Genomic DNA, 23,391 nt, shown 5'->3' with positions numbered 1-23,391 from the left:
TCCCCGCCGAGGCCGGGAGTAATCCCGGGGCGGGAGCGCCCGGCTCCCGCCCGGGACCGCCTACTGCGGCGGGAGCAGGTCCTTGAACTCAGGGGGGAGTTCGAACTTCGACGCGTCCTGCCCGGCCGGGAGACCGAACGCGCCGCCGGCCTGCTCGGCGCGGCGGGCGGCGGCGGCCTGCTCCTCCTGCGCGCGCTTCAACGGATTGCCGCTCTTCCGCTTGCCCTTGGCCTGCTTCTGCTGCTTCTTCTGCCGCCCGGGCCCGCCACCCATGCCGGGGATTCCGGGCATGCCGGGCATGCCGCCGCCCTGGGCCATCCGGGACATCATCTTGCGGGCTTCGAAGAACCGCTCGACCAGGCCCTTCACGGCGCTGACGTCAACGCCGGAGCCGCGGGCGACCCGGGCCCGGCGGGAGCCGTTGATGATGGTCGGGTCCTGGCGCTCGGCCGGGGTCATCGACTTGATGATGGCGGCGGTGCGGTCAACGTCCCGCTCGTCGAGGTTGGCGATCTGGTCCTTGATCTGGCCCATGCCAGGCAGCATGCCGAGCAGCTTGGAGATGGAGCCCATCTTGCGGACCTGCTCCATCTGCTCGAGGAAGTCGTCGAGGGTGAATTCCTTCGGCCCGCGCGCCAGCTTCTCGGCCATCTTCTGGGCCTCGGCCTGGCTGAAGGTCTGCTCGGCCTTCTCGATCAGGCTGAGCATGTCGCCCATGCCGAGGATGCGGGACGCCATGCGGTCCGGGTGGAACGTGTCGAAGTCGTCCAGCTTCTCGCCGTTGGAGGCGAACATGACCTGACGGCCGGTGACGTGCGCGACCGACAGCGCCGCACCGCCCCTTGCGTCGCCGTCGAGCTTGGACAGGACGACACCGTCGAAGCCGACGCCGTCGCGGAAGGCCTCGGCGGTGTTGACCGCGTCCTGGCCGATCATCGCGTCGACGACGAAGAGGATCTCGTCCGGGCTGACCGCGTCACGGATGTCGGCGGCCTGCCGCATCAGCTCGGCGTCGATACCGAGGCGGCCGGCGGTGTCGACAATGACGACGTCGTGCTGCTTGGACTTGGCGAACTCGATGGAGTCCTTGGCGACCTTGACCGGGTCGCCGACACCGTTGCCCGGCTCGGGGGCGAAGACCGCGACGCCGGCCCGCTCGGCGACGACCGAGAGCTGGTTGACGGCGTTCGGCCGCTGGAGGTCGGCGGCGACGAGCAGCGGGGCGTGGCCCTGGCCCTTGAGCCAGTGGCCGAGCTTTCCGGCGAGCGTGGTCTTACCGGCGCCCTGGAGGCCGGCGAGCATGATGACGGTCGGCGGGTTCTTGGCGAAGCGGAGACGGCGGGTCTCACCGCCGAGGATGCCGACAAGCTCCTCGTTGACGATCTTGACGACCTGCTGGGCCGGGTTCAGGGCCTGCGAGACCTCGGCACCGGCCGCCCGCTCCTTGACCTGCTTGATGAACGCACGAACCACTGGCAGCGCGACATCGGCCTCCAGCAGCGCGATCCGGATTTCGCGCGCGGTGGCGTCGATGTCCGCCTCGGACAGGCGCCCCTTGCCCCGGAGGTTCTTGAATGTCGCTGCAAGGCGGTCGGAGAGGGTATCGAACACGTCGGTCGCGGATCCTCGAGTCGGGGGCGGGTGCTGGCAATGCTCTCCAGGGTATCCGCCCGGCCCAGTTCCGGTCTCCACCGCACCTGGGACCGCGTCCGGAACCCGTCGGCGGGTGGCCGGAGATCAGCGCAGAGCGCGCTCCACCTCGCGGGCCACCTCGGCTGCCCGTACGTCACTCAGGGGAGAGCCGTCGGTCCCGGTGACGTAGAAGGCATCGACCGCGCTGGCACCCAGGGTGCTGATGCGGGCGGAGCGGACGTTGACGCCGGTGAGCTCCAGGGCGCGGCCGATGCGGTGGAGCAGGCCGGGGACGTCGTGGGCGCGGACTTCGATGACGGTGGCGGAGCTGGAACTGCCGGGGGCGACGGTGACGCGGGGCGGCGGGGCGGTGATGCCCCGGCGGCGCGGGTACGCCGATTCGCGCTCGGCGAGCCGGGATTCGATGTCGAGGGTGCCCGCGAAGGCACGGTCGAGGTCGGCGCGGAGGCGGGCGGCCTCGGGGAGGGAGCCGTATTCGGCGGCGACGCGCCAGCGCAGCAGCGTGACGGGGCCCTCGCCTATCGGGTCGACGGACCTGAGATCGGCGGCGCGGACCGTGAGGCGGTGCAGGGCGAGGACGCCCGCGGCCTCGGCGAGCAGGCCGGGGCGGTCGGGGACGGCGAGGAGGAGTTCGACGCCTACGGGGTCCGGGCTGTCGTCCGGGGAGTCCACGTCGCCGTCCGGGTCCGGCTCGGTGTGAGCGTGCAGGGCGAGCACCGGGCCGCTGGTGCGGGCGGCCTCGATGGCGAGGCGCTCCTCCTCGGCGGTGGGCTCCGGGTCGACGGGGTCGGGGGCGGCGCCGGTGGCGAGCACTGCGGCGACCCGCTTGGCCAGGTCGGCGACGAGTGAGGCGCGCCAGGCGCTCCAGGCGGCGGGGCCGGTGGCGAGCGCGTCGGCCTCGGTGAGGGCGTGCAGCAGCTCCAGCGTCTCCGTGTCGCGGACGGTGTCCGCGACCGCCTGGAGGGTGACCGGGTCGTCGAGGTCACGCCGGGTGGCGGTCTCGATGAGCAGCAGGTGCTGCCGTACGAGCAGGGCGAGCGTCTCGACGTCGGCGCGGCCGAAGCCGAAGCGGGCCGCGACATCGCGGGCGATGACCTCGCCGGCCTCCGAGTGGTCGCCGGGCCAGCCCTTGCCGATGTCGTGCAGCAGGGCCGCGATGAGGAGGAGATCGGGGCGGCCGACGCGGCGGGTGAGAGCGGAGGCGCGGACAGCCGTCTCGACGAGGTGGCGGTCCACGGTCCACACATGCACGGCGTTGCGCTGCGGTCGGCAGCGGACCCGCTCCCAGTCGGGGATGAGCCGGGTGATCATGCCTTCGGCCTCCAGCGCCTCCCATACGGGGACGGTGGACTCACCCGCGTCGAGCAGGGTGATGAGCTGCTCGCGGGCCTCTGCGGGCCACGGCACGGGCAGCGGGCGGGTGCTCTGCGCGAGGCAGAGCCGGCGGACCGAGTGCATTGAGAGCGGCAGCCCGGCCTGGGCGGCGGCAGCGGCGGCCCGCAGCGGCAGTACCGGGTCACGCTCGGGCTTGGCGGTGCGGGCGAGCACGACCTCGCCCTCGTGTTCCACGACGCCCTCGGCGAGCGGGCTGCGCTCGGCGGGGGTGGCTGAGTTTCCGGCTGGCGCCCCCCGCCCGCGGCCCAGCAGTCCGCGGCGGCGCGGGCGCATCTCGCGGGACCGCAGTACCCGGCCGACCTCGCGCCAGGTGACGTCCGAGGCGTAGCTCACCGTACGGGCGGCTTCGTATACCTGGCGGAGCAGGGCATCGGCGTCGAGCAGGCCGAGGGCGGTGGCGACCTGGTCCTGCTCCTGGAGGGCGAGCCGGTCGGTGGCGCGGCCGGTGACCAGGTGGAGGGTGTCACGGGCGTCCAGCAGCCGGGTACGGGCGTCCTCCAGGCCTTCGCGGGGGGCGTCGGCGAGCCAGGAGGCGGCGACGGCCCGCAGGGCGGTGGCGTCGCGCAGGCCGCCGCGGGCCTCTTTGAGGTCCGGCTCCAGGAGGTAGGAGAGCTCGCCCATGCGCTCGGCGCGCTCCAGGCAGAGCTCATGGAGCGCGGGGAGCCGCTTGGGGGCCTGGTTGCGCCAGTCGGCGAGGACGGCGGTGCGCAGTCCGGCGGTGAGCGCGGCGTCGCCGGCGATGTGCCGGGCGTCAAGAAGGCCGAGATGGACCTTGAGGTCGTCGGCGGCGGTCTTGCGGGCCTCGGAGGGGGTGCGTACGGAGTGGTCCAGGGCGAGGCCCAGGTCCCATACGGGGTACCAGATCTTGTCGGCGAGGGAGGCGACGGGGCGGGCCTTCTCGCCGCTGTCGTGGAGCAGCAGCAGGTCGAGGTCGCTGCGCGGGGAGAGTTCGCCCCGGCCGTAGCCGCCGACGGCGACCAGGGCGTAGCCGGCCACCCCGGACTCGGCGGCGGCGCCGGCCGCCAGTGCGCCGAGCCAGCCGTCGGTGAGTTCGGCGAGGGCCTTACGGCGCGGTGGCCCGGACTGGGTTTCCTCGTTGAGGAGCCTCAGCCGGGCCGCCGCGTAGCCTGCGGGGTCGTGTCCGTCGTTGGCTTTCGCTTCGACGCTTTCCGTCACGCTGTCTCCAGACGCAGGCTGTGCGGTTCTGTCCACGAGGGCGGAAGTGGGGCGACGACCCTCGCTTCCGCCCTCGTTCGGTACTGGTCCCGGGGCGTCGCCGTCCCGGCGATCGTGTCGCCCCCCGCCCGCCAGGCTACGGGGCGGCCGGGGTGCGCGTGCCGCGCTCAGAGCGCGTCGGGGCCACGCTCACCGGTGCGGACCCGGACCGCGGTCTCGACCGGGACGCTCCAGACCTTGCCGTCACCGATCTTGCCGGTGCGGGCGGCCTTGACGACGACCTCGATCAGCTGTTCGGCGTCGCTGTCCTCGACGAGCACCTCGATACGGATCTTCGGTACGAGATCGACGGTGTACTCGGCACCGCGGTAGACCTCGGTGTGACCACGCTGACGGCCGTAGCCGCTCGCCTCGGTGACGGTCAGGCCCTGCACGCCGAAGGCCTGGAGGGCTTCCTTGATCTCGTCCAATCGGTGCGGCTTCACTACCGCGGTGATGAGCTTCACGCGTCCACCTTTTTCGTGTCACTGGTGCCGTCGAGGGAGGAGAGGACGGCACGGGCGGCGCTGCCGACGCCCGCGAAGTCATACCCGGTCTCGGCGTGTTCAGCCTGGTCGATGCCGGCGACCTCGACGTCCTCGGTCACAGTGAAGCCCATGGTCTTGTCGATGACGAAGGCCAGGATGGCCGAGACGATCAGCGAGTAGAAGAGGACCACACCGACACCGAGGAACTGCTTCCACAGCTGGGTGAAGCCGCCACCGTAGAAGACGCCCTTGGCGGTCTGGCCGACACCGCCGGTGGCCAGGAAGCCGATGAGCAGGGAGCCGATGATGCCGCCGACCATGTGGACTCCGACGACGTCCAGGGAGTCGTCGAAGCCGAACTTGTACTTCAGTCCGACCGCGGCGGCGCAGCCGACGCCGGCGACGGCGCCGACCGCGATGGCACCGAGCGGGCTGACCGAGCCACAGGACGGGGTGATGGCGACCAGACCGGCGACCGCGCCGGAGGCGGCGCCCAAGGTGGTGAAGGAGCCGTGCTTGATCTTCTCGTAGGCGAGCCAGCCGAGCATGGCGGCTGCGGTGGCGACCTGGGTGTTGGTGAACGCGACGGCGGCGACGCCGTCCGAGGCGAGCCAGGAACCGGCGTTGAATCCGAACCAGCCGAACCACAGCAGACCGGCGCCCAGCATGACCAGCGGCAGGCTGTGCGGACGGAACGGGTCCTTCTTGAAACCGACTCGCTTACGGATGACGAGGATCACGCCGAGCGCTGCCGCACCGGCGTTGATGTGGACCGCGGTACCACCGGCGAAGTCGATCACGCCGTGCGTGTACAGGAAGCCGTCCGAGCCCCAGACCATGTGCGCGACCGGGAAGTAGACGATCGTGACCCACAGCGCGATGAACAGCGACCAGGCGGTGAACTTCACCCGGTCCGCCAGGGCACCGCTTATCAGGGCGGGCGTGATGATCGCGAACATCAGCTGGAAGACCGCGAAAACGTAAATCGGGATGGTGTAGCCGGGCCACAGCTCCGCGATCCCGATGTTCCGCATGCCGAACCAGCTGAAGTCGCCGATGAACGCGCTGCCGGTGTGGAAGGCGAGCGTGAATCCGTAGAGGGTCCAGAGGATGGTCACAATGCCGATGGCGATGAAGCTCATCATCAGCATGTTCAGCACGCTCTTGACCCGGACCATGCCGCCGTAGAAGAAGGCCAGGCCAGGGGTCATTATCAGCACCAGCGCGGCGCTCAGCAGCATGAACGCCGTGCTTCCGCTGTCGAACTTGGGCGTGTCTGCGGCAAGCGTCAGGAAGCCTGCTGCCATCGGCGTCTCCTCGTCATCCGAACGGCCCGTGCGGGAATTGGGTTCGGTGGGCCGGTTTGCGCCATGAGAATGTCCCGGGCTGGTTTCCATGAAAGCCGCTCGGTGTTTCACCGGCGTGACGAAGAAGTCCGCCGTGTTACGTCAAGGTGAACCGCTGCGCTGGTGGCCCCTGCCGTGACTACTCTGTGACCCCCGGCGGCCTGGGCCCGCTGTATACGTGCAGAGCCGGTGAGAGTCCGCCGAAAAGAGACCGGCCGCGGCAGCCACCCGGTTGACCTGGCGTGAGGGAGCCGAGTCGGGCTGATCGGGATGGCGGCCGCGGCCGGCGTATACGGGGCGGGTCAGGCCGACTCGGCGACTTCGGGCAGGCAGGCAGCCAGCCGTTCGGTGAGTGCGGCGACCGCCGGGACCTCGCCGAAGTCACGCAACGCGGCGTCGGCGGTCTTACGGATACGGGTGTTGACCCGCTCGGAGCGAACCTGCTGGGCAACCTTTATCGCCTGTACGGCACTGCCCGCCGCCTGCTCCGGCTCCTTCTGGAGGAGGTGGACGGTGGCCATGCCGATGAGATTGAGGGCGTAGGCGCGCTGATGATCGGTGTCGCCCTCGAAGAGCTGGACGGCCTTCTCCATGACGGGGTGAGCGAGCGACGCGTAGGTGGGACTGCGGCCGGCCACATAGGCGAGGTCACGGTAGGAGTGGGCGTTCTCCGCGTGGAGCTCGGCCTCGTTGAAGAAACTGATCCAGTCCGGGTCCTCGGACGGGCGGGTCTCGGTGAAGGCGTCCTCGGCCGTCCGGACCGCGCGGTGGCACTTGTTGACCTGACCCATATTGGCGTAGGCGCGGGCCTCCATCGCGTACAGCATCGCCTGAGTGGTGACGGTCGCGGTGTCCCGGCTGCCGTACTGTGCGAGGTGGATGAGCTCCAGCGCGTCGTCAGGACGGTTCAGATGGATCATCTGGCGGCTCATGCTGGAGAGGATGAACGCACCCAGGGGCCGGTCCTCGGCCTCTTTGGCCGCGTGCAGCGCCAGGACCAGGTACTTCTGCGCGGTCGGTTGCAAACCGACGTCGTAGCTCATCCAGCCGGCCAGCGCCGCAAGTTCCCCGGTGACCCGGTACAGCCGGCGCGCCACCCGCTCGGGGTGGGACTCCTGAAGCAGGTCGGTGACCTCATGCAGCTGTCCTACGACGGCCTTGCGGCGCAGGCCACCGCCGCACTGGTTGTCCCACGAGCGGAACATCACGGCCGTGGACTCCAGGAGCGCCAGCTCCTCTTCGGAGACCTTGGACGGCCGGTTCCCGGAGTCCCGGGACGGCACTGCGGCCGCCCCGGCGTGGCCGGCCGGGCCGGCGGGCGGGGTTGGCACCAGCCACCGCTGCATCGGCTCGACAAGGGCCGGTCCGGCAGCCAGCGCCAACGAGGCTCCGAGGAAGCCGCGGCGGCCGAGCATCAGGTCACTGCGGGAGAACTCATTGATCAACTGGGCCGTCTGCGGTCCCGCCCAGGGGAGGTCGACACCCGAGGAGGCGGTCGGCTGGTGCAGGGAACGCAGCCCGAGGTCCTCCACCGGGACGACACAGCCGAACCGCTCCGAGAACAGCTCGGACAGGATCCGCGGGATCGGCTCGCGCGGCTGCTCGCCGTCGAGCCAACGGCGCACCCGGGAGGTGTCGGTGCTGACGTGCAGGGCGCCCATCTGACGGGCCCGCCGGTTGACCTGGCGGGCCAGCTCGCCCTTGGACCAGCCGCTGCGCACGAACCAGGAGTTCAACTGCGCGTTGGGCTGCTTGTCTTGTGTGCCGCCCACTGATACGCCCCCATCCCGAGTCGATCGTCCGGCTCCCAATACGGAAGGTGCCGTTCGACCGTTCAGCCGATCCCCCGAACCGCTCCCCGCTGGATGCCTCCGGCATACCCAACGACGGCCACGGTCCAAGGGCTTGTGCACACAAAGTAATCCTACGATCACGGGTTGCGCGAGCGTGGCTGCCGAATCGCCACCATTCGCCACCCCTTCGAGTTAACTCATCAGCCGCCGCACACGATTCACTTGACACATGCCGATCAGGGTCGGTCAGGTGCGGGCGTAACCATCGGCAACTACGACCCGTTGGGGGTGTCATGGGCTTCACGATCGGGAGTATGCGGGAAATGCGGCATGTCCGCCCCAGCGCGCGGCGCCGCACGCGCGCCTCGGCGTGCGCCACAACTGTCGCGGAGTACACCGGGTTGTGCGGCTGGACGGTCGCCCCGGGTGCGCGCGCCACACGCGGGGGCGCACAGTGCTCCTGCGGCGATCCGGGGTGCGAGGCGCCCGGCGCCCACCCGCTCGCCTTCGCCGAAGAGGTGCCCGCCGGCGCGACACTGGAGCAGGTCACCGCCGCCTGGGAGCAGGTGCCGGGCGCGGCCGTGCTGCTGCCGGTCGGCCGTACCTTCGACGTGATCGATGTGGCGGAACGTTCCGCTGGCCGTGCGCTGGCCCGTCTGGAGCGCATGGGCCTGCGGCTCGGCCCGGTCATCGCCACCCCGGCCGGTCGCGCCTGGTTCTTCGTCGCCCCCGGAGCCGCCGGCGAACTGCCCCACCTGCTCTACCGCATGGGCTGGGACGATGCCGCCCTCGACCTGCACTGCCTGGGCCCCGGCGATTTCGTCACCGCCCCGCCGTCCGATCTGGGCGGCCTCGGGCCGGCCCGCTGGCTCCGCCCGCCGGAGTTCGGCTCCGCGGCGCAGCCGCCCGAGGCCCGGCTGCTGCTCGGCACGCTCGCATACGCGTGCCACCGTGACCGCACACCGGGGCCGTGGCAGCCATCGCCCGCCGGCGGGGGCTGACGTCCTCAAGCGCCGGACGGGCTTGAGGGCAACGCACCGCAAGACCGCCCGGCCGCCCCGGAGAAGGCGAGCTCAGTCGCCGATCAGCGCGTCCACGAACGCGCCCGGCTCGAACGGCGCCAGGTCGTCAGCGCCCTCGCCCAGCCCGACCAATTTCACCGGCACGCCCAGTTCGCGCTGGACCGCGACGACGATGCCGCCCTTGGCGGTGCCGTCCAGCTTGGTCAGCACGATGCCGGTGATGTCGACCACCTCGGCGAAGACGCGGGCCTGCACCAGGCCGTTCTGCCCGGTGGTGGCGTCCAGGACCAGCAGCACCTCGTCCACCGGGCCGTGCTTCTCGATGACGCGCTTGACCTTGCCGAGCTCGTCCATCAGGCCGGTCTTGGTGTGCAGCCGGCCGGCGGTGTCGATGAGTACGACGTCGGCGCCCTCGGAGATACCTTCCTTCACCGCGTCGAAGGCGACCGATGCCGGGTCGCCGCCCTCGGGACCGCGTACCGTGCGCGCCCCGACCCGCTCGCCCCAGGTCTGCAGCTGGTCGGCGGCGGCGGCACGGAAGGTGTCCGCCGCTCCCAGCACCACGCTGCGGCCGTCGGCGACCAGGACGCGGGCGAGCTTGCCGGTGGTCGTGGTCTTGCCGGTGCCGTTCACGCCGACGACCAGTACTACGGCCGGGCGCTCCTCGTGGCTTTCGGTGTGAAGGGTGCGGTCGCTGTCGGTGCCGATGAGGGCGATCAGCTCCTCGCGCAGCAGCTGCCGGAGGTCGGCGGGGGTGCGGGTGCCGAGCACCTTCACCCGCTGGCGCAGCCGCTCCACCAGTTCTTGGGTGGGCGTGACGCCGACGTCCGCGGTGAGGAGGATGTCCTCGATCTCCTCCCAGGTCTCCTCGTCGAGGTGTTCCCGGGAGAGCAGGGACAGCAGTCCCTTGCCGAGCGTGTTCTGGGAGCGGGACAGCCGGGAGCGCAGCCGTACCAGACGGCCCTCGGTCGGCTCGGGGATCTCGAGCTCCGGCGCCTCCGGCAGCTCAAGCGCCTCCGGAGGCGTCCTGGGAAGCGCCTCGGGGAGTTCTACCTCTTCGATGGTCCGGCGGGGCTCGTCCCGCGGGACCTCCGCCTCGTCGCCGATATGAGGTTCGGCGGGGGGCTCGGTGACCGTCGGCGCGGCAGGCGGCGCGGGGGGCAGCCGCTTCTTGCGGCGGCTGCCCACCACCAGTCCGCCACCGACCGCGACGAACGCGACCAAAGCGATGATTACAGCGAGGATGACGGTTTCCATGGTTGCCCAGTATGCGCGACCTGAGGGATGGTCGTTCGTTGCCGGTGCGGGGTGTTCGCTCCTGCGGCTGACGGGCCGCGTCAGCCCATCTCCTCCAGCCGCTTGCCCTTGGTCTCCGGGACGAACTTGATGACGAAGGGAATGGAGAGCGCGGCGAAGGCCGTGTAGATCACGTACGTCGCCGACAGGTCCCAGTCGGAAAGGCTGGGGAAGCTCGCCGTGATCGCCCAGTTGGCGATCCACTGCGCGGACGCGGCCACTCCGAGCGCCGCCGCGCGGATCCGGTTCGGGAACATCTCGCCGAGCATGACCCAGACGACCACGCCCCACGAGAGGGCGAAGAAGAGGACGAAGGAGTGGGCCGCGATCAGCGCGACCACGCCCTCGGTGTTCGGCAGCTTGACGTTGCTGCCGGAGACCGCCCTGGCGGAGAAGGCCCAGGCCACCAGGGCGAGGGAGACGGCCATGCCGATGGAACCGATGAGAGCCAGCGGTTTGCGGCCGATCCGGTCGACGAAGACCATGGCGATGACGGTCCCGATGATGTTGATGATCGACGTGGTGAACGAGTAGAAGAAGGAGGCGCTCGGGTCGATACCGACCGACTGCCACAGCGTCGAGGAGTAGTAGAAGGCGACGTTGATGCCGACCAGCTGCTGGAAGACCGAGAGCCCGATGCCGACCCAGACCACCGGCAGCAGGCCGAAGCGGCCGCCGAGCAGGTCCCTGAAGGACGACTTGTGGTCACTGCGCATCGCGTCCTTGATCTCGGCGATACGGGCGTCGAGGTCGGTGTTCTCGGCCTCGACGTCGGCGAGGACCTTCCTGGCCTGATCGTTGCGGCCGACGGAGAGCAGGAAGCGAGGCGACTCGGGGATGGCGAAGGAGAGCAGTCCGTACAGCGCTGCGGGCACGACCATCACGCCGAGCATCCACTGCCAGGCCTCGATGCCGGCGATCTTGCCGCGCTGCTGGCCGCCTGCGACGTTGAGGATCCCCCAGTTGACCAGCTGGGAGACCGCGATGCCTATGACGATCGCGCCCTGCTGGAAGGAGCCGAGCCGGCCACGGTACGCGGGCGGGGCGACCTCGGCGATGTAGGCCGGGCCGATCACCGAGGCCATGCCGATGGCGATACCGCCGAGGACGCGCCACATCGCGAGATCCCAGAGCGCGAACGGCAGGGCGGAGCCGATCGCGCTGACGGAGAAGAGCGCGGCGGAGATCTGCATCACACGGATGCGGCCGATACGGTCGGCGATCCGGCCGGCGGTGGCGGCCCCGATGGCGCTGCCGAGCAGGGCGATGGCGACGACCTGGGCGAGGGCGGCGGAGCCGACGCCGTACCTGCTCCGGATCGCCTCCACGGCACCGTTGATCACGGAGCTGTCGTAGCCGAAGAGGAAGCCGCCCATGGCGGCGGCCGCGGTGATGAAGATGACATGGCCGAGGTGGTCCGGCTGGGCCTGGCGGCCTCCGGTACCGGTCTTCGATGCGGTGGTGGTCACGGTGTACTCCCTGGGCTCTGCATTGAACCCGCGTGAGGGGGCAGGAACATCGAGTGCCAGTCGATCCCATGATGGCCACCACTCGAACGCTAAAACAACAACGAAGAGCTTATGCCTTCAAATATCGAATCTAATCCCGCCAGAAGGTTGGACTGCTCACAGAGGTGATCAAGCAGCTGGCCACATTCAGTTCACAAGTTGAAGGGAAGTGGTTGCGGGGAAGCGAATCAGGCAGACCGCCGCTTGCCGTCCCTCAGCCGCTGGCTGATCACCTTGGACACGCCGTCGCCCTGCATCGACACGCCGTAGAGGGCATCGGCGACCTCCATCGTGCGCTTCTGATGGGTGATCACGATGAGCTGTGAACTCTCCTGGAGTTCCTCCATGATCCGGATCAGCCGCTGCAGGTTGGTGTCGTCCAGCGCCGCCTCGACCTCGTCCATGACGTAGAAGGGGCTGGGCCGCGCCTTGAAGATCGAGACCAGCAGCGCCACTGCGGTCAGCGACCGCTCGCCGCCCGAGAGGAGGGACAGCCGCTTGACCTTCTTGCCCGGGGGCCGGGCTTCGACATCGACTCCGGTGGTGAGCATGGAGTCGGGATCGGTGAGGATCAGCCGGCCCTCGCCGCCCGGGAAGAGCCGTGAGAAGACGCCCTCGAACTGCCGGGCGGTGTCGTGGTATGCCGCCGTGAAGACCTGCTCGACCCGCTCGTCGACCTCCTTCACGACCTGGAGCAGGTCCGCCCGGGTCTTCCGCAGGTCCTCCAGTTGCTCGGTGAGGAACTTGTGCCGCTCCTCCAGCGCCGCGAACTCCTCCAGAGCGAGCGGGTTGACCTTGCCCAGCTGCTGGTACGCCTTCTCCGCGGTCTTCAGGCGCTTCTCCTGCTCGGCCCGGCGGTAGGGGACCGGCAGGTTGCGCGGGTGCTCCGGGTCCTCCGGCAGCTCCTCCCCCTCGGCGGGCGGCGACGGCGGTACGAGCTGCCCGGGGCCGTACTCCGCGACCAGTCCGGCGGGCTCCATGCCGTGCTCCTCCAGCGCCTTGGTCTCCAGCTGCTCGATCCGCATCCGCTTCTCGGCGCCCAGCACCTCGCCCTTGTGGACGTCGGTGGTGAGCTTGTCCAGCTCACCCTTGAGCTCCCGGCCCTGGCGGCGTTCCTCGGACAGCTCCGCCTCGCGCTCCGCCTTGGCCCGCTCGGCCGCCGACCGCTCCTCCTCCGCTCGGGCCAGCGACACCTCTACGTAGTCCAGCAGCCCGCGAGCGCCCGCCAGCACCGCACGCGCGACCCCCGCCTCGTACTCCAGCCGGGCCTTGCGCCGCGCGGCCCGGGCCCGGGTCTCGCGCTCCATCCGGGCCGCCCGGTCCAGGCCGTCGGCGCGTCCGGCGAGGCCCTTGACCCGCTCCTCGTGGGTACGGACCTGAAGCCGCGCCTCCATCTCCGTCTGCCGGGCGTTGGCTCCGTCGGCGGCCAGCCGGTCCCGAACCGAAGTGTCCGGCTCCGCTTCCGCCCCGGCATCGGCCTCCTGCTCCGCCTCGCCGAGCCGGTACGACAGCTCCTCGACCTCCTCCATCGCGGCAGCCAGCGCCTCCTCGGCCCGGCCGACCGCCGCGGCGGTACGTTCCGCCTCCCCGGCCGCCGCACGGGCCTGACCGCCGAACCGGCCCAGTTGCTGGGCGACCGCGGACTTCTGCTTCTCCGCCGCCCTCCGCCGCTGGCCCAGTTCGTCCACCAGCCGCGCGCACCCGGCCCGCCGCTCCTTGGCCGCGCTCTGCTCCTCCGCGTGGGCTTCGCACCGTACGGCCAGCCGCTCCAGCTCCGCCGCCGTCTCGTCCACCGCCGCCTGCACCTCCAGCAGGCTCGGCGCCCCCGCCGAACCGCCGTGCGCGAAATGCGCGGACAGCACATCGCCCTCGGCGGTGACGGCAGTGAGGTGCGGGTGCCCGGCGACCAGCGCTTCCGCGTCCTCGAGAGTCTCCACGACCACCACGTCGCGCAGCAGCCGTCGCACGGCGGGCAGCAGTGCGTCCGGCCCGGACATCAGTTCGGCAGCGGGCCGCGCCAGGTCCGGCGACGACAGGGCGCCACGTGCCTGCGGCACAGCCGCAGCCGGGACGGAGGAGGTCGCTGCCTGCTCGCCCGCCTGGGCGGGGAACGGTACCGGATCGCCGCCGGCAGCCGGGACCGGTGAACCGCCGGTCGGCGCCGCGGTCCGGGCGGCCCCGGACACGGAGGCGGATCCATGGACGTCCGGCGCCGCCCCCGGGTGCGGGATGGTGGCCGAGGGGTTGTCCCCCACCCCGTCCCTTCCCGGAACCGGGGGCGCCGCCCCCGGGCCCCCTGGTTTCGTCGCCGGGTGCGGCCCGGTGGGCGGTTTGTGCCCACCCTCCCCCATAGCCTCAAGCGCATGGGAGCTGCCCCCGTCGCCTTGCGGAACGCCTGCCCACAAACCTGAGGCGACCAGCAGCGCCGCGCGGCCGGCGTCGTCCTGGCGGAGCAGGCGCAGGGCCTCCGCGGCGGCGCCCGGCCCCGAGACGGCGACGGCATCGGCGGCGGCTCCGAGGGCGGCGGCGAGCTGGACCTCGTGACCGGGGGCGACCGTCAGCAGCTGGGCGGCGGGACCGAGCAGGCCCGCGAGCCGGTCGCCCGCGGCGAGCAGCGCGCCGGTGCCGTCCTTGCGGCGCAGGCCCAGGGCGAGGGCGTCGTGGCGCGCGGAAAGGGCGGCGCGGTCGCGTTCGGCGGAGGTGGCGGCGTCGCGGGCGGCGGAGAAAGCGTCATCGGCATCGGCCTGGTCGCGCTTGGCGGCTTCGAAGCGGGCTTCGAGTTCGGAGTCGTCGGCGTCGAGGCCTTCGACCTGGGCCTTGAGCTCCTCGTACTCCTCCTGGGCGGATTCGGCTCGGTCGCGGGCCTCGTCGCGGGCGGCGGCGAGCCGGCCGATCTCGGCCTCGGCGGACCCGGCCCGGCTGCGGGCGGCGTTGACCTGGCCCTGGAGGCGGGCAAGGCCCTCGCGGCGGTCGGCGATAGCCCGGGCGGCGGCCTTGAGCCGCTGCTCCTCGTCGGCGAGCCGGCGTTCCAGCTCGGCGCGGTGGCCGATGGTGTCGTCGAGGGCCCGCTGGGCGGCGTCGAGGGCCTCGGTGAGTTCGGCCTCCTGCTCGCGGATGCGGGCGGCCTCGCGCTCCATGTCCTCGGGGTCGCGGCCGTGCCGCTCCTCGGCGGGCTGGCTGGTGGCATGGCGCACCCGCTGTTCGGCGAGGCCGATCGTGCCGTGTACCCGCTCCTTGAGCTGCGAGAGCGCGTACCAGGTGCCCTGGGCGTCGGCGAGTCTCGGGGACAGGGCCCTGACCTGCTCCTCCAGGCGCGCCTCGCGCTGGACGGTCTCGGCCAGCACGGCCTCGACCGTGTCGCGGCGTTCCTTCAGTGCGGCCTCGTCGGCGACTTCGGCGCGCAGGGCCTCCCGCAGTGTGACAAGATCGTCAGCGAGCAGCCGCAACCGGGCGTCACGGAGATCGGCCTGGATCACGGCTGCCCGCCTGGCCACTTGGGCCTGCCGTCCGAGCGGTTTGAGCTGCCGCCGGAGCTCACCGGTGAGGTCCTGTACTCGCGCGAGATTCACCTGCATCGCGTCGAGTTTTCGCAGCGCTTTCTCCTTGCGCTTGCGGTGCTTCAGCACGCCCGCAGCCTCTTCGATGAAGGCCCGGCGCCCCATCGGGTCGGCGTGCAGTACGGAGTCGAGCTGGCCCTGACCGACGATCACATGCATCTCACGGCCGATGCCGGAGTCGGACAGGAGTTCCTGGATGTCCAGGAGACGGCAGGTGTCGCCGTTGAGCTGGTACTCACTGCCGCCGTTGCGGAACATGATCCGCGTGATGGTGACCTCGGCATACTCGATGGGCAGCACGCCGTCGCTGTTGTCGATCGTCAGTGACACCTCGGCGCGGCCGAGCGGCGGACGCCCGGTCGTGCCGGCGAAGATGACGTCCTCCATCTTGCCGCCGCGCAGCGATTTGGCACCCTGCTCGCCCATGACCCAGGACAACGCGTCCACGACGTTGGACTTGCCGGAGCCATTGGGACCGACAACACAGGTGATGCCGGGTTCGAAGCGCAGCGTCGTCGCCGAGGCGAAGGACTTGAACCCGCGCAGGGTCAGGCTCTTGAGGTGCACGCCGAAGGACTTTACCCTCCGCTCCCGGTTTCGCCGGGGAGGAGGGAGGGCACATCAGACGGAAAGAGGTGGGGTTCGAACCACGGTAGGCATACGACGAAGGGACGCCGGAGCGTCCCTTGAAAAAATCTCAAACGGTGTCGTTCCCTCTTGGCCGGCAATGACGCCGGATCAAGCGAGCACGGGCTCCGCGTGAGGTACGTCGATGCTGCTGAGCAGCGACTCTGCGTGCGACGCCGCAGCCATCGCGTCGTTCTGGGCCTGGATCCGTACGAGCTCGGATTCCAGGTCCTGAACGCGCTGCTGAAGCCTTCGCATCTCGGAGAGGAGTCGCGGGTCGGGGCCGCCGACGTAACCGAGAAGCGCCTTTGCCATGATGGATGGTCCTCCACAATGAGTGACCGACCGGAGCGGTATGGGTCGTGAGTGAGGGTTTTCGCACCCGCGCCGCTATACGCCGAAGCTGCCGTTTGGTCGCCATACAACTACGGTGCGCGGGGCTTCCAGCGTCTCACCAAATGGTTTTACGGTCAACACGATCACAGCCCGACCGCCGGGCCCACCTAAGAAATCGCGACGCCGAACGGCGCCGGGGTGTCCCTCACTGCTTCGAGGCAGGCTCCGGAAAGATCACTGAATCCTCGATGTCGGCAGCCTTGCACGACGTTCCCGAATTGGCAACCGCCTGTCCAGACCTAGCTTCCGGCAGTTGCCCCGGGTATGCCCCGGAGCGCCGGGTCACCGGAGTTCGAAGCCGCGGTAGCCGCCGCGCGAGACGCCCCAGATTTCGGTGACTCCGTCGACGCGGCCGGGCGTGTCGCCCGTGCGCAGCCAATCCAGCAGTCGCTCGCAGCGCTCGCGGTCGCCCTCGGCGACGATCTGCACCCGGCCGTCCTCCAGATTGCCGGCGTAGCCGCCGAGACCACCGATCTCCAGCGCGGTGGCACGGGTCCACCAGCGGAAGCCCACTCCTTGGACCCGGCCGCGAACCCAGGCGGTGAGCCGGACATTATCGTTCATAACTGCACGCTATCGGGTTACTTTCATTTGATCCTCACACGTCACCCCTTGCATTCGATACAGTCGCGCCACGACAGTACTCACCCGTCCGGACTCATCCGGTCGGGTGAGCTCGACGACCGTAAGGACAGCGCCGGATGGGTCGCCATTCACGTACTGCCCCCCAGCCCATGGTCATGGTGGCTGAGCAAGGCCGTCGGGGTACCACGGGTACCGTCAGCCGCCGGAAGAGGCGCAAACCTGTCAAGACCGGGCTAATGGCCACCGGGGCGGCAGTGGCGGTGAGCGCGGTGGCGGTGTCCGCCGGACTGCTGCCCACGCCCAACGGATCGGGCGGCTTCTCCTTCCAGGACGACGGCAGTATCAGCCAGGCCCAGGCGGGCAACGCGACAAGCGCCAGCCCCACGGGCGGCTCCGATCTGAGCCCCCAGGAACGCACCTCCGCCCCGGCGAGCCAGGGCGAAGCCCCCTCCAGTGCCCCGATTACCACTCCCCCGGCATCCAGGCCGCCCGTGCCCGCGCCCGCGCCCGCGTCGGCGACGCCCTCCGCACCGCCGACAACCGCACCGAGCAGCAGCGCCTCCGCGACGACCACCGCACCCTCCCCCTCCGCAACGCCGTCGGCCAGCGCGTCGCAGCCCGCCACGGCCGACACCTCGCCCGAGGGCCAGGTGCTGACCCTGGTCAACGTGGAGCGCGCCAAGATCGGCTGCTCGCCGCTGGTCATGGACCAGCCTCTCGCCAAGCTGGCCGAGGACTTCACCAAGGACATGGCCCAACGGAACTTCTTCGACCACACCGACCCGGACGGCGACGACCCCTGGGAGCGGGCCAAACTGGCCGGCATAACCAATCTCGGCGGCGAGAACATCGCCCGCGGCCAGGCCGACGCCGCCGCGGTCATGGATGCCTGGATGAACAGCCCTGGCCACCGTGCCAACATCCTCAACTGCGACTTCAAGACACTCGGGGTCGGCGCGTACTTCGGGACCGGCGGCCCCTGGTGGACGCAGGACTTCGGCTACTGAGTAAGAGGCCGCGCGAATAGGTGGGGCGGCGTCGCGTGCCGATGGGCGGCGCCTGGCGGCGTTGTCGTCGGTCAACGACGCTCCGCGTCGCCTCCCTCCTCCGCCTTGCCAGACTTGCCCCTCGCCCCGCTCCTTCACCCGCCCCACCTATTCGCGCGGCCTCTAAGGCCCTTACGATGGCGCGAGCGCTAACTTCTGGACAGCGCACTCTGATGGTTTGTGCTGTCCCGGGGTACGCTCTACCGCATGGAGACCTCTCCCCGCGAGGCGTTCGACGTCTTCACCCGCACATGCCCGTCGCGCTCCACGCTTGAGCACGTCACCGGGCGCTGGGGCAGCCTCGCTCTGGGCGCCCTTCGTGAGAAGCCGCTGCGCTTCAACGAACTGCGCCGTCGCATCGACGGCGTCAGCGAGAAGATGCTCTCCCAGACGCTGCACGCCCTGGAGCGTGACGGCCTCGTCCACCGCGAGGCCCAGCCGACCAATCCGCCCCGGGTCGACTACAGCCTCACTCCGCTCGGCGGGGACACCGCCGAGCGGCTGCTCGCGCTGATCGAGTTTGTCGAGGGCCGTATGCCGGAGGTGCTGGCCGCGCAACAGCGCTATGACCAGCGGCACTGACGACCAGACAGGCCCTAAGGCAAGACGGCCGGGGCATGTGGTGGGCGCTGACAGCGCGGGCAGAAATAGCTCGACCGGTTCATCCACGGGCGGCGCCGGATCGGGGTGCCGCAACGCCGGCACGGCTCGTCGGCGCGACCGTAGGCGTCCAACGAGCGGTCGAAGTAGCCTGATTCGCCGTTGACGTTCACATACAGGCTGTCGAAGCTGGTGCCCCCGGCGGCCAGCGCGTCGCCCATCACCTCGCGGATGTGGGTCACCAGCTCGGCTGTACGGGGCCGGCTCAGGGTGGCCGTCGGGCGCTCGTAGTGCAGCTTCGTCCGCCACAGCGCCTCGTCCGCGTAAATGTTGCCCACCCCGCTGATCAGCGACTGGTCGAGCAGGGCGCGCTTGATCGTCGTACGGCGGCGGCGCAGGGCAGCATGAAACCCGGCTTCGTCGAAGGCCGGGTCGAGGGGGTCCAGTGCGATGTGAGCGAGGGGTATCGGCAACCCGTCGGGGCCGGACTCGTGAACCGACAGTCCGCCGAAGGTCCGCTGGTCCACAAAGCGCAGCTCGGTGCCGAGGTCGTCGGCGAAGCGGACGCGGATCCGCAGGTGGGCCTCATCGGGGGCGGTGCCCGGCTGGACGAGCAGCTGACCGCTCATGCCAAGGTGCCCCAGCAGGGAGCCTGCCGCGTCGAGCGGCAGCCAGAGATACTTGCCGCGACGGCGGGCCGGGCCGATGGTCCGGCCCTTCAGCCGGTCGGCGAAGTCGGCGGCGCCGCCGAGGTGGCGGCGTACCGCCCGCGGGTGCAGTACGTCGACGCTGTCGACGGTGCGGCCGCTGACCCAGCGTTCGAGACCGCGCCGGACGACTTCGACCTCGGGCAGTTCTGGCATGAGGGGGATCCTCCGGGGAAAGCCGACACCTCGTCGCCTACCGCAGATTTCGAACCTGCGGTAGGCGACGAGGTGTCGGGCCTACGCGGCTGGGGGCGGGGCGGAGCCGTTCGCGGACGGCGGCTCATCGCCGGGGCCGGTGCCGTCGCGCTTGTCGCAGATCGCACGCCATGCGGCCTCGGCCGCCTGCTGTTCCGCTTCCTTCTTGCTGCGGCCGGTGCCGGCGCCGTACTCGACACCACCGACGCGGGCAGCAGCCGTGAAGGTCTTCTCGTGATCCGGTCCGGACTCGGCGACCACGTACTCGGGCACGCCCAGGCCCTCGCTGGCGGTCAGTTCCTGGAGGCTGGTCTTCCAGTCCAGGCCCGCACCGAGATTGGAGGACTTCTCGATCAGCGGGTCGAAGAGCCGGTGCACCAGCTGGGACGCGGCGTCCAGACCCTGGTCCAGATAGACCGCACCGATGACCGCTTCGAGAGTGTCCGCGAGGATCGAAGCCTTGTCCCTGCCGCCGGTACCCTCTTCGCCCCGGCCGAGCCGGATGAAGCTGCCGAGGTCGAGACCACGGCTCACCCCGGCCAGCGCACGCGAGTTGACCACCGCGGCCCGCAGCTTGGCGAGCTGGCCCTCCGGAAGATCCGGGTGGGTGCGGTAGAGCGTGTCCGTGACCACCAGGCCCAGTACGGAGTCCCCCAGGAACTCCAGCCGTTCGTTGGTGGGCAGACCGCCGTTTTCGTACGCGTACGAGCGATGGGTCAGCGCACGCACCAGAAGGGCGGGCTCGAGTACATACCCGAGCCGCCCTTCCAGAAGCGTGGAGGATGAGGCTGGATCCGGGGATTCGGCAGACGTGTCGACGTCTGACATGGAGCCTCTCACCCGCCGATCAGACCTCGAGGACCTGACGCTTGTTGTACGTGCCGCAGCTCGGGCACGCGATGTGCTGCAGCTTCGGCTCGTGGCAGCGCTCGCACGCCACCAGGTTGGGGACCGCAGCCTTCCACTGCGACCGGCGGTGGCGCGTGTTGCTGCGCGACATCTTCCGCTTCGGAACAGCCACGGCTACTTCTCCTGGTTCTCGGTGGTGCCGGTCCCGGCACCGCTCTGCTGAAATTCCTGCAGGGCCGCCCAACGGATGTCGGTGGCCTCATGGTGGTGGTCCGGGTCGTCCGCGAGCCGCTCTCCACACTCGGAGCACAGGCCCGGACAGTCGTCCTGGCACACCGGCTGCAACGGCAGTGCGAGCACCACCGCGTCCCGCAGCACGGGTTCGAGGTCGAACAAGTCGCCCTCGAGGTGGAGAGTGTCCTCCTCCTCGGCGTCGTCACCGGCTTCGGCGGCTCGGTGGCCACCGGTCCGGTCGTCGGCGTCAGGGTAGGAGTACATCTCCTGGAAGTCCGTGTCGAGCTTGCGCTCGATCGGCTCCAGACACCTTACGCACTCCCCCGTGAGCGGCGCTCGGGCGGTACCCGAGACGAGTACCCCCTCCATCACCGCCTCCAGGCGGAGGTCCAGCCGGATCTCGGCGCCCTCGGGGACGCCGATCACCTCGATGCCGAGGTCCTTGGGCGCCGGCACAGAGCGGGAGACCTTCCGCATCGAACCAGGACGACGACCCAGCTCATGCGTGTCGAACACGAGCGGGTCGCGGTGGTCGAGGCGGGTGTTCAGGGCTTCCTGCTTTCATCGGTACGGCCTGCGGTCGCCCCTGCGGGGCGGGCACGCCAAAGTGCCGGCAAGTCACACGGCTGAGGAATCAGGATACCGGTCCGCTGCCACTGGCCCAAACCGTGCGCCCCCGGCAGGCGCTCACCGGCCTTGTTCCAGCTCGCGGAGGCGGTCCAGGTCGATCAGGCCGGTGTCGAAGAAGCTGGTCTCGTCGAGGGCACCGGACTGCTGGGCGTAGCCCTGCTGCTGCGGCTGCTGCTGGATCTGCTGCTGATCGTAGCCGGGCTGCTGCTGATAGCCGTAGCCCGGGTCGTAGGCGGGCTGCTCCTGGTAGTAGCCCTGCTGGGCCGCGTACGGGTCCGCGCTGTACTGGGGCTGGGGCTCGGCCTGGGGCTGCTGCTGGTACGGGTCCGGCTGGTAGCCGTAGGCCGGGGCGGAGGCGGGGTCGTACTGGTAGTCCACCGGCTGGGCCGGGGCGGCCAGTCCGGCGAGGTACTCGGCGTCGGTCTGGTCCACGGGGACGGAGAGCGCCACGGCGTCCTGTGCCGCCATGTGCGCGCCCAGCTCGTCGCTGGCGCTGTGGCCGGTGAGCTTGAGACGGCCGCGGCCGACAGCCTCCAGCGTCTTGCTGAGGACGGCCTCGAAGGCGCCGAGCTTGGCGTCGACGTAGGAGTCGGCGCGGCGGCGCAGGGTCTCGGGGTCGGTGGAACGCTCGGGGGCGTCGGCGTCCTCGTAACCCTGCTCGTCGAGACCGGAACCGTGGCCGAGCAGCTTCTCGCGGCCGCGGTCGACGGACCCGATGGTCTTGGTGAGGACGACCTCGAAGTTGGCGAGCTTGGAGTCGACGTAGTCGTCGGCCTCGGCCCGGATCTCCTCGGCCTCGCGCCTGGCCTCGCCGAGGATGCGCTCGGCCTCATCCTGGGACTGCCGGGCGATCTGGGTGTCCGAGATCAGCGAGCCACGCTCGGCGTGGGCGGACTCGATGATGCGGTCCGCCTCGGCACGGGCCTCCTCGACCATCTGGTCACGGCCGCCGAGCAGCGCCTGAGCCTGGGAGAGGGAGTCAGGGAGCGCGGCTCTCACCTCGTCGAGCTTGGCGAGCAGCTCGGCGCGGTTGACCACACAGGAGGCCGACATCGGCATTGACCGGGCGGCCTGTAGGGCGGAGACGATCTCATCGAGCTTCTTCTGGACGTCCACAAGCAGACTCTAGCGCTGCCCGAGCTTGCCATTGAGGGCATCCAGGACCCTTGGCGGCACCAAGTGCGAGATGTCACCGCCCCATTGGGCGACTTCCTTGACCAGGCTGGAGGAGAGGAAGCTGTAGGTGGGGTTGGTCGGGACGAAGAGGGTCTCGACGCCGGAGAGCCCGATGTTCATCTGGGCCATCTGCAACTCGTAGTCGAAGTCGCTGACCGCGCGGAGACCCTTGACGATGGCGGGGATGTCCCGCTGCTTGCAGAAGTCGACCAGCAGACCATGGAAGGCCTCGACCTGCACATTGCCGAACTCGGCGGTGACTTCCTCGATCAGGGCGATGCGCTCCTCGACCGAGAAGAGGCCCTGCTTGGACTTGTTGATCATCACTGCGACATGCACGACGTCGTACAGCCGGGAGGCGCGGGCGATGATGTCGAGATGTCCATTGGTGATGGGGTCGAAGGACCCCGGACAGACTGCGCGGCGCAAGAGTGACTCCTCGCTCTCCGGTCTGGTCATGACGCGTCAGTGACTTGGGCGGCGCGACCGTACCAAAACGTCCCCTCGCCGTAGCGGCGGGCCCTCACTGCTTCGAACCCCCCGGGCCAGCGGAACTCTCCGCCCCGGGTGCTCCGCTCCACCGTCGCAATCGCTTCGGCATGGAGCCACCCCTGCGTCCGGAGTGTGATCAGAATCTCCCGCAGCTCGTCGTCGGAGACAGCGTACGGCGGGTCGAGAAAGACCAGGTCATACGGGAGCGCGGGCGGCGGACCGGCGATGACCTTCTCGGCCTGGCCGGCCCGGACCTCGGCGCCCGGCAGGCCGATCGCCTTCACATTCTCCCGGATGGTGCGGGCGGCGCGCGGCTCCGCCTCGACCAGCAGGACATGCTCCGCGCCGCGCGAGAGCGCCTCCAGGCCGACCGCGCCCGATCCTCCGTACAGGTCAATGACCCGCGCCCCGAGCAGGGTGCCGCGCAGCGACTCCCAGGTGGAGAACAGCCCCTCCTTCGCCCGGCCCGAAGTCGGCCTGGTCCCCTGCCCGGGCGGTACGGCCAGGTGGCGGCCACCGGCGGCTCCGGCGATCACGCGGGTCATCTCTAGGGTCACGTCCTCGGCATCGTGGGGGTGGGG

20 protein-coding genes are annotated in these 23,391 nt (G+C 70.3%); 3 read left to right on the top strand and 17 right to left on the bottom strand.

Annotated features, from left to right (window positions below; translation table 11 throughout):
* Positions 1–60 precede the first annotated feature (60 nt).
* The 5 genes from ffh to nsdA form a co-directional block, all read right to left on the bottom strand.
* The gene (gene ffh / locus FCI23_RS10295) at positions 61–1,611 is read right to left on the bottom strand and encodes a signal recognition particle protein (RefSeq protein ID WP_136723174.1); all 1,551 of its coding nucleotides are present in this window, start codon (positions 1,609–1,611) and stop codon (positions 61–63) included.
* 126 nt (positions 1,612–1,737) lie between these two features.
* Entirely contained in the window at positions 1,738–4,224 is a 2,487-nt protein-coding gene (locus FCI23_RS10290) for a [protein-PII] uridylyltransferase (protein WP_136723173.1), read from the bottom strand.
* A 167-nt stretch (positions 4,225–4,391) separates the two neighbouring features.
* Complete coding sequence (locus tag FCI23_RS10285; RefSeq protein ID WP_136723172.1) at positions 4,392–4,730, bottom strand: P-II family nitrogen regulator; 339 nt, start codon at positions 4,728–4,730, stop codon at positions 4,392–4,394.
* Positions 4,727–6,058: an ammonium transporter gene (locus FCI23_RS10280; RefSeq protein ID WP_136723171.1), complete on the bottom strand. Its 1,332-nt coding sequence runs from the start codon at positions 6,056–6,058 to the stop codon at positions 4,727–4,729. The genes FCI23_RS10285 and FCI23_RS10280 overlap by 4 nt, the downstream gene beginning before the upstream one ends.
* 341 nt (positions 6,059–6,399) lie before the next feature.
* Entirely contained in the window at positions 6,400–7,869 is a 1,470-nt protein-coding gene (gene nsdA / locus FCI23_RS10275) for a transcriptional repressor NsdA (RefSeq protein WP_211265271.1), read from the bottom strand.
* Positions 7,870–8,183: 314 nt separating this feature from the next.
* On the opposite strand from nsdA, the gene FCI23_RS10270 reads away from it, so the two are divergent.
* A complete protein-coding gene (locus tag FCI23_RS10270) occupies positions 8,184–8,891 on the top strand; it encodes a bifunctional DNA primase/polymerase (protein WP_136723169.1) in 708 nt (235 codons plus the stop codon).
* Between the two features lie 72 nt (positions 8,892–8,963).
* On the opposite strand, the gene ftsY is transcribed toward FCI23_RS10270, so the two are convergent.
* The 5 genes from ftsY to FCI23_RS10245 form a co-directional block, all read right to left on the bottom strand.
* Complete coding sequence (ftsY, locus tag FCI23_RS10265) at positions 8,964–10,169, bottom strand: signal recognition particle-docking protein FtsY (RefSeq protein ID WP_136723168.1); 1,206 nt, start codon at positions 10,167–10,169, stop codon at positions 8,964–8,966.
* Between the two features lie 80 nt (positions 10,170–10,249).
* Positions 10,250–11,677 (bottom strand): sugar porter family MFS transporter, encoded by a 1,428-nt coding sequence (locus tag FCI23_RS10260; RefSeq protein ID WP_136723167.1) that lies wholly within the window; start codon positions 11,675–11,677, stop codon positions 10,250–10,252.
* A 227-nt stretch (positions 11,678–11,904) separates the two neighbouring features.
* Complete coding sequence (locus FCI23_RS10255) at positions 11,905–15,840, bottom strand: AAA family ATPase (RefSeq protein ID WP_136723166.1); 3,936 nt, start codon at positions 15,838–15,840, stop codon at positions 11,905–11,907.
* Between the two features lie 171 nt (positions 15,841–16,011).
* The gene (locus tag FCI23_RS10250) at positions 16,012–16,215 is read right to left on the bottom strand and encodes a hypothetical protein (RefSeq protein ID WP_136723165.1); all 204 of its coding nucleotides are present in this window, start codon (positions 16,213–16,215) and stop codon (positions 16,012–16,014) included.
* Positions 16,216–16,578: 363 nt separating this feature from the next.
* Positions 16,579–16,860 carry an acylphosphatase gene (locus FCI23_RS10245; protein ID WP_136723164.1) on the bottom strand — a complete coding sequence of 94 codons (282 nt, stop codon included), beginning with the start codon at positions 16,858–16,860 and terminating at the stop codon, positions 16,579–16,581.
* A gap of 257 nt (positions 16,861–17,117) precedes the next feature.
* Here FCI23_RS10245 and FCI23_RS10240 point away from each other — a divergent pair, with 257 nt between their 5' ends.
* Together FCI23_RS10240 and FCI23_RS10235 are read left to right on the top strand one after the other, a co-directional pair.
* Positions 17,118–17,888, top strand: coding sequence for a CAP domain-containing protein (locus FCI23_RS10240; protein WP_246143615.1), 771 nt, complete (start codon positions 17,118–17,120; stop codon positions 17,886–17,888).
* 246 nt (positions 17,889–18,134) lie between these two features.
* Positions 18,135–18,509: a winged helix-turn-helix transcriptional regulator gene (locus FCI23_RS10235; RefSeq protein ID WP_136723162.1), complete on the top strand. Its 375-nt coding sequence runs from the start codon at positions 18,135–18,137 to the stop codon at positions 18,507–18,509.
* 14 nt (positions 18,510–18,523) lie between these two features.
* On the opposite strand, the gene mutM is transcribed toward FCI23_RS10235, so the two are convergent.
* From mutM to rsmD, 7 genes are all read right to left on the bottom strand, one after another.
* A complete protein-coding gene (gene mutM / locus FCI23_RS10230; RefSeq protein ID WP_136723161.1) occupies positions 18,524–19,390 on the bottom strand; it encodes a bifunctional DNA-formamidopyrimidine glycosylase/DNA-(apurinic or apyrimidinic site) lyase in 867 nt (288 codons plus the stop codon).
* Positions 19,391–19,471: 81 nt separating this feature from the next.
* On the bottom strand, positions 19,472–20,257 hold the full coding sequence (rnc, locus tag FCI23_RS10225; protein ID WP_136723160.1) for a ribonuclease III: 786 nt from the start codon (positions 20,255–20,257) through the stop codon (positions 19,472–19,474).
* A 19-nt stretch (positions 20,258–20,276) separates the two neighbouring features.
* A complete protein-coding gene (rpmF, locus tag FCI23_RS10220) occupies positions 20,277–20,450 on the bottom strand; it encodes a 50S ribosomal protein L32 (protein ID WP_073491177.1) in 174 nt (57 codons plus the stop codon).
* A 2-nt stretch (positions 20,451–20,452) separates the two neighbouring features.
* On the bottom strand, positions 20,453–20,989 hold the full coding sequence (locus tag FCI23_RS10215; protein WP_246143614.1) for a YceD family protein: 537 nt from the start codon (positions 20,987–20,989) through the stop codon (positions 20,453–20,455).
* Positions 20,990–21,199: 210 nt separating this feature from the next.
* Positions 21,200–22,258, bottom strand: coding sequence for a DivIVA domain-containing protein (locus FCI23_RS10210; RefSeq protein ID WP_136723158.1), 1,059 nt, complete (start codon positions 22,256–22,258; stop codon positions 21,200–21,202).
* A gap of 9 nt (positions 22,259–22,267) precedes the next feature.
* On the bottom strand, positions 22,268–22,747 hold the full coding sequence (coaD, locus tag FCI23_RS10205) for a pantetheine-phosphate adenylyltransferase (protein WP_211265269.1): 480 nt from the start codon (positions 22,745–22,747) through the stop codon (positions 22,268–22,270).
* Between the two features lie 26 nt (positions 22,748–22,773).
* Positions 22,774–23,355 carry a 16S rRNA (guanine(966)-N(2))-methyltransferase RsmD gene (gene rsmD / locus FCI23_RS10200; protein ID WP_136723279.1) on the bottom strand — a complete coding sequence of 194 codons (582 nt, stop codon included), beginning with the start codon at positions 23,353–23,355 and terminating at the stop codon, positions 22,774–22,776.
* Positions 23,356–23,391 lie beyond the last annotated feature (36 nt).

Source organism: Actinacidiphila oryziradicis, assembly GCF_005047355.1.
Lineage (GTDB): Bacteria > Actinomycetota > Actinomycetes > Streptomycetales > Streptomycetaceae > Actinacidiphila > Actinacidiphila oryziradicis.
Note: the sequence above shows the minus strand (reverse complement) of the source record. Positions and strands in the feature narration are given on the sequence as shown.

Coding starts and splice junctions, on each gene's coding strand:
- rnc (WP_136723160.1), bottom strand. CDS start 20,257: ATGTCAGACGTCGACACGTCTGCCGAATCCCCGGATCCAGCCTCATCC.
- FCI23_RS10235 (WP_136723162.1), top strand. CDS start 18,135: ATGGAGACCTCTCCCCGCGAGGCGTTCGACGTCTTCACCCGCACATGC.
- FCI23_RS10270 (WP_136723169.1), top strand. CDS start 8,184: ATGGGCTTCACGATCGGGAGTATGCGGGAAATGCGGCATGTCCGCCCC.
- rsmD (WP_136723279.1), bottom strand. CDS start 23,355: ATGACCCGCGTGATCGCCGGAGCCGCCGGTGGCCGCCACCTGGCCGTA.
- FCI23_RS10280 (WP_136723171.1), bottom strand. CDS start 6,058: ATGGCAGCAGGCTTCCTGACGCTTGCCGCAGACACGCCCAAGTTCGAC.
- mutM (WP_136723161.1), bottom strand. CDS start 19,390: ATGCCAGAACTGCCCGAGGTCGAAGTCGTCCGGCGCGGTCTCGAACGC.
- FCI23_RS10245 (WP_136723164.1), bottom strand. CDS start 16,860: ATGAACGATAATGTCCGGCTCACCGCCTGGGTTCGCGGCCGGGTCCAA.
- FCI23_RS10240 (WP_246143615.1), top strand. CDS start 17,118: ATGGCCACCGGGGCGGCAGTGGCGGTGAGCGCGGTGGCGGTGTCCGCC.
- FCI23_RS10215 (WP_246143614.1), bottom strand. CDS start 20,989: ATGCGGAAGGTCTCCCGCTCTGTGCCGGCGCCCAAGGACCTCGGCATC.
- ftsY (WP_136723168.1), bottom strand. CDS start 10,169: ATGGAAACCGTCATCCTCGCTGTAATCATCGCTTTGGTCGCGTTCGTC.
- FCI23_RS10250 (WP_136723165.1), bottom strand. CDS start 16,215: ATGGCAAAGGCGCTTCTCGGTTACGTCGGCGGCCCCGACCCGCGACTC.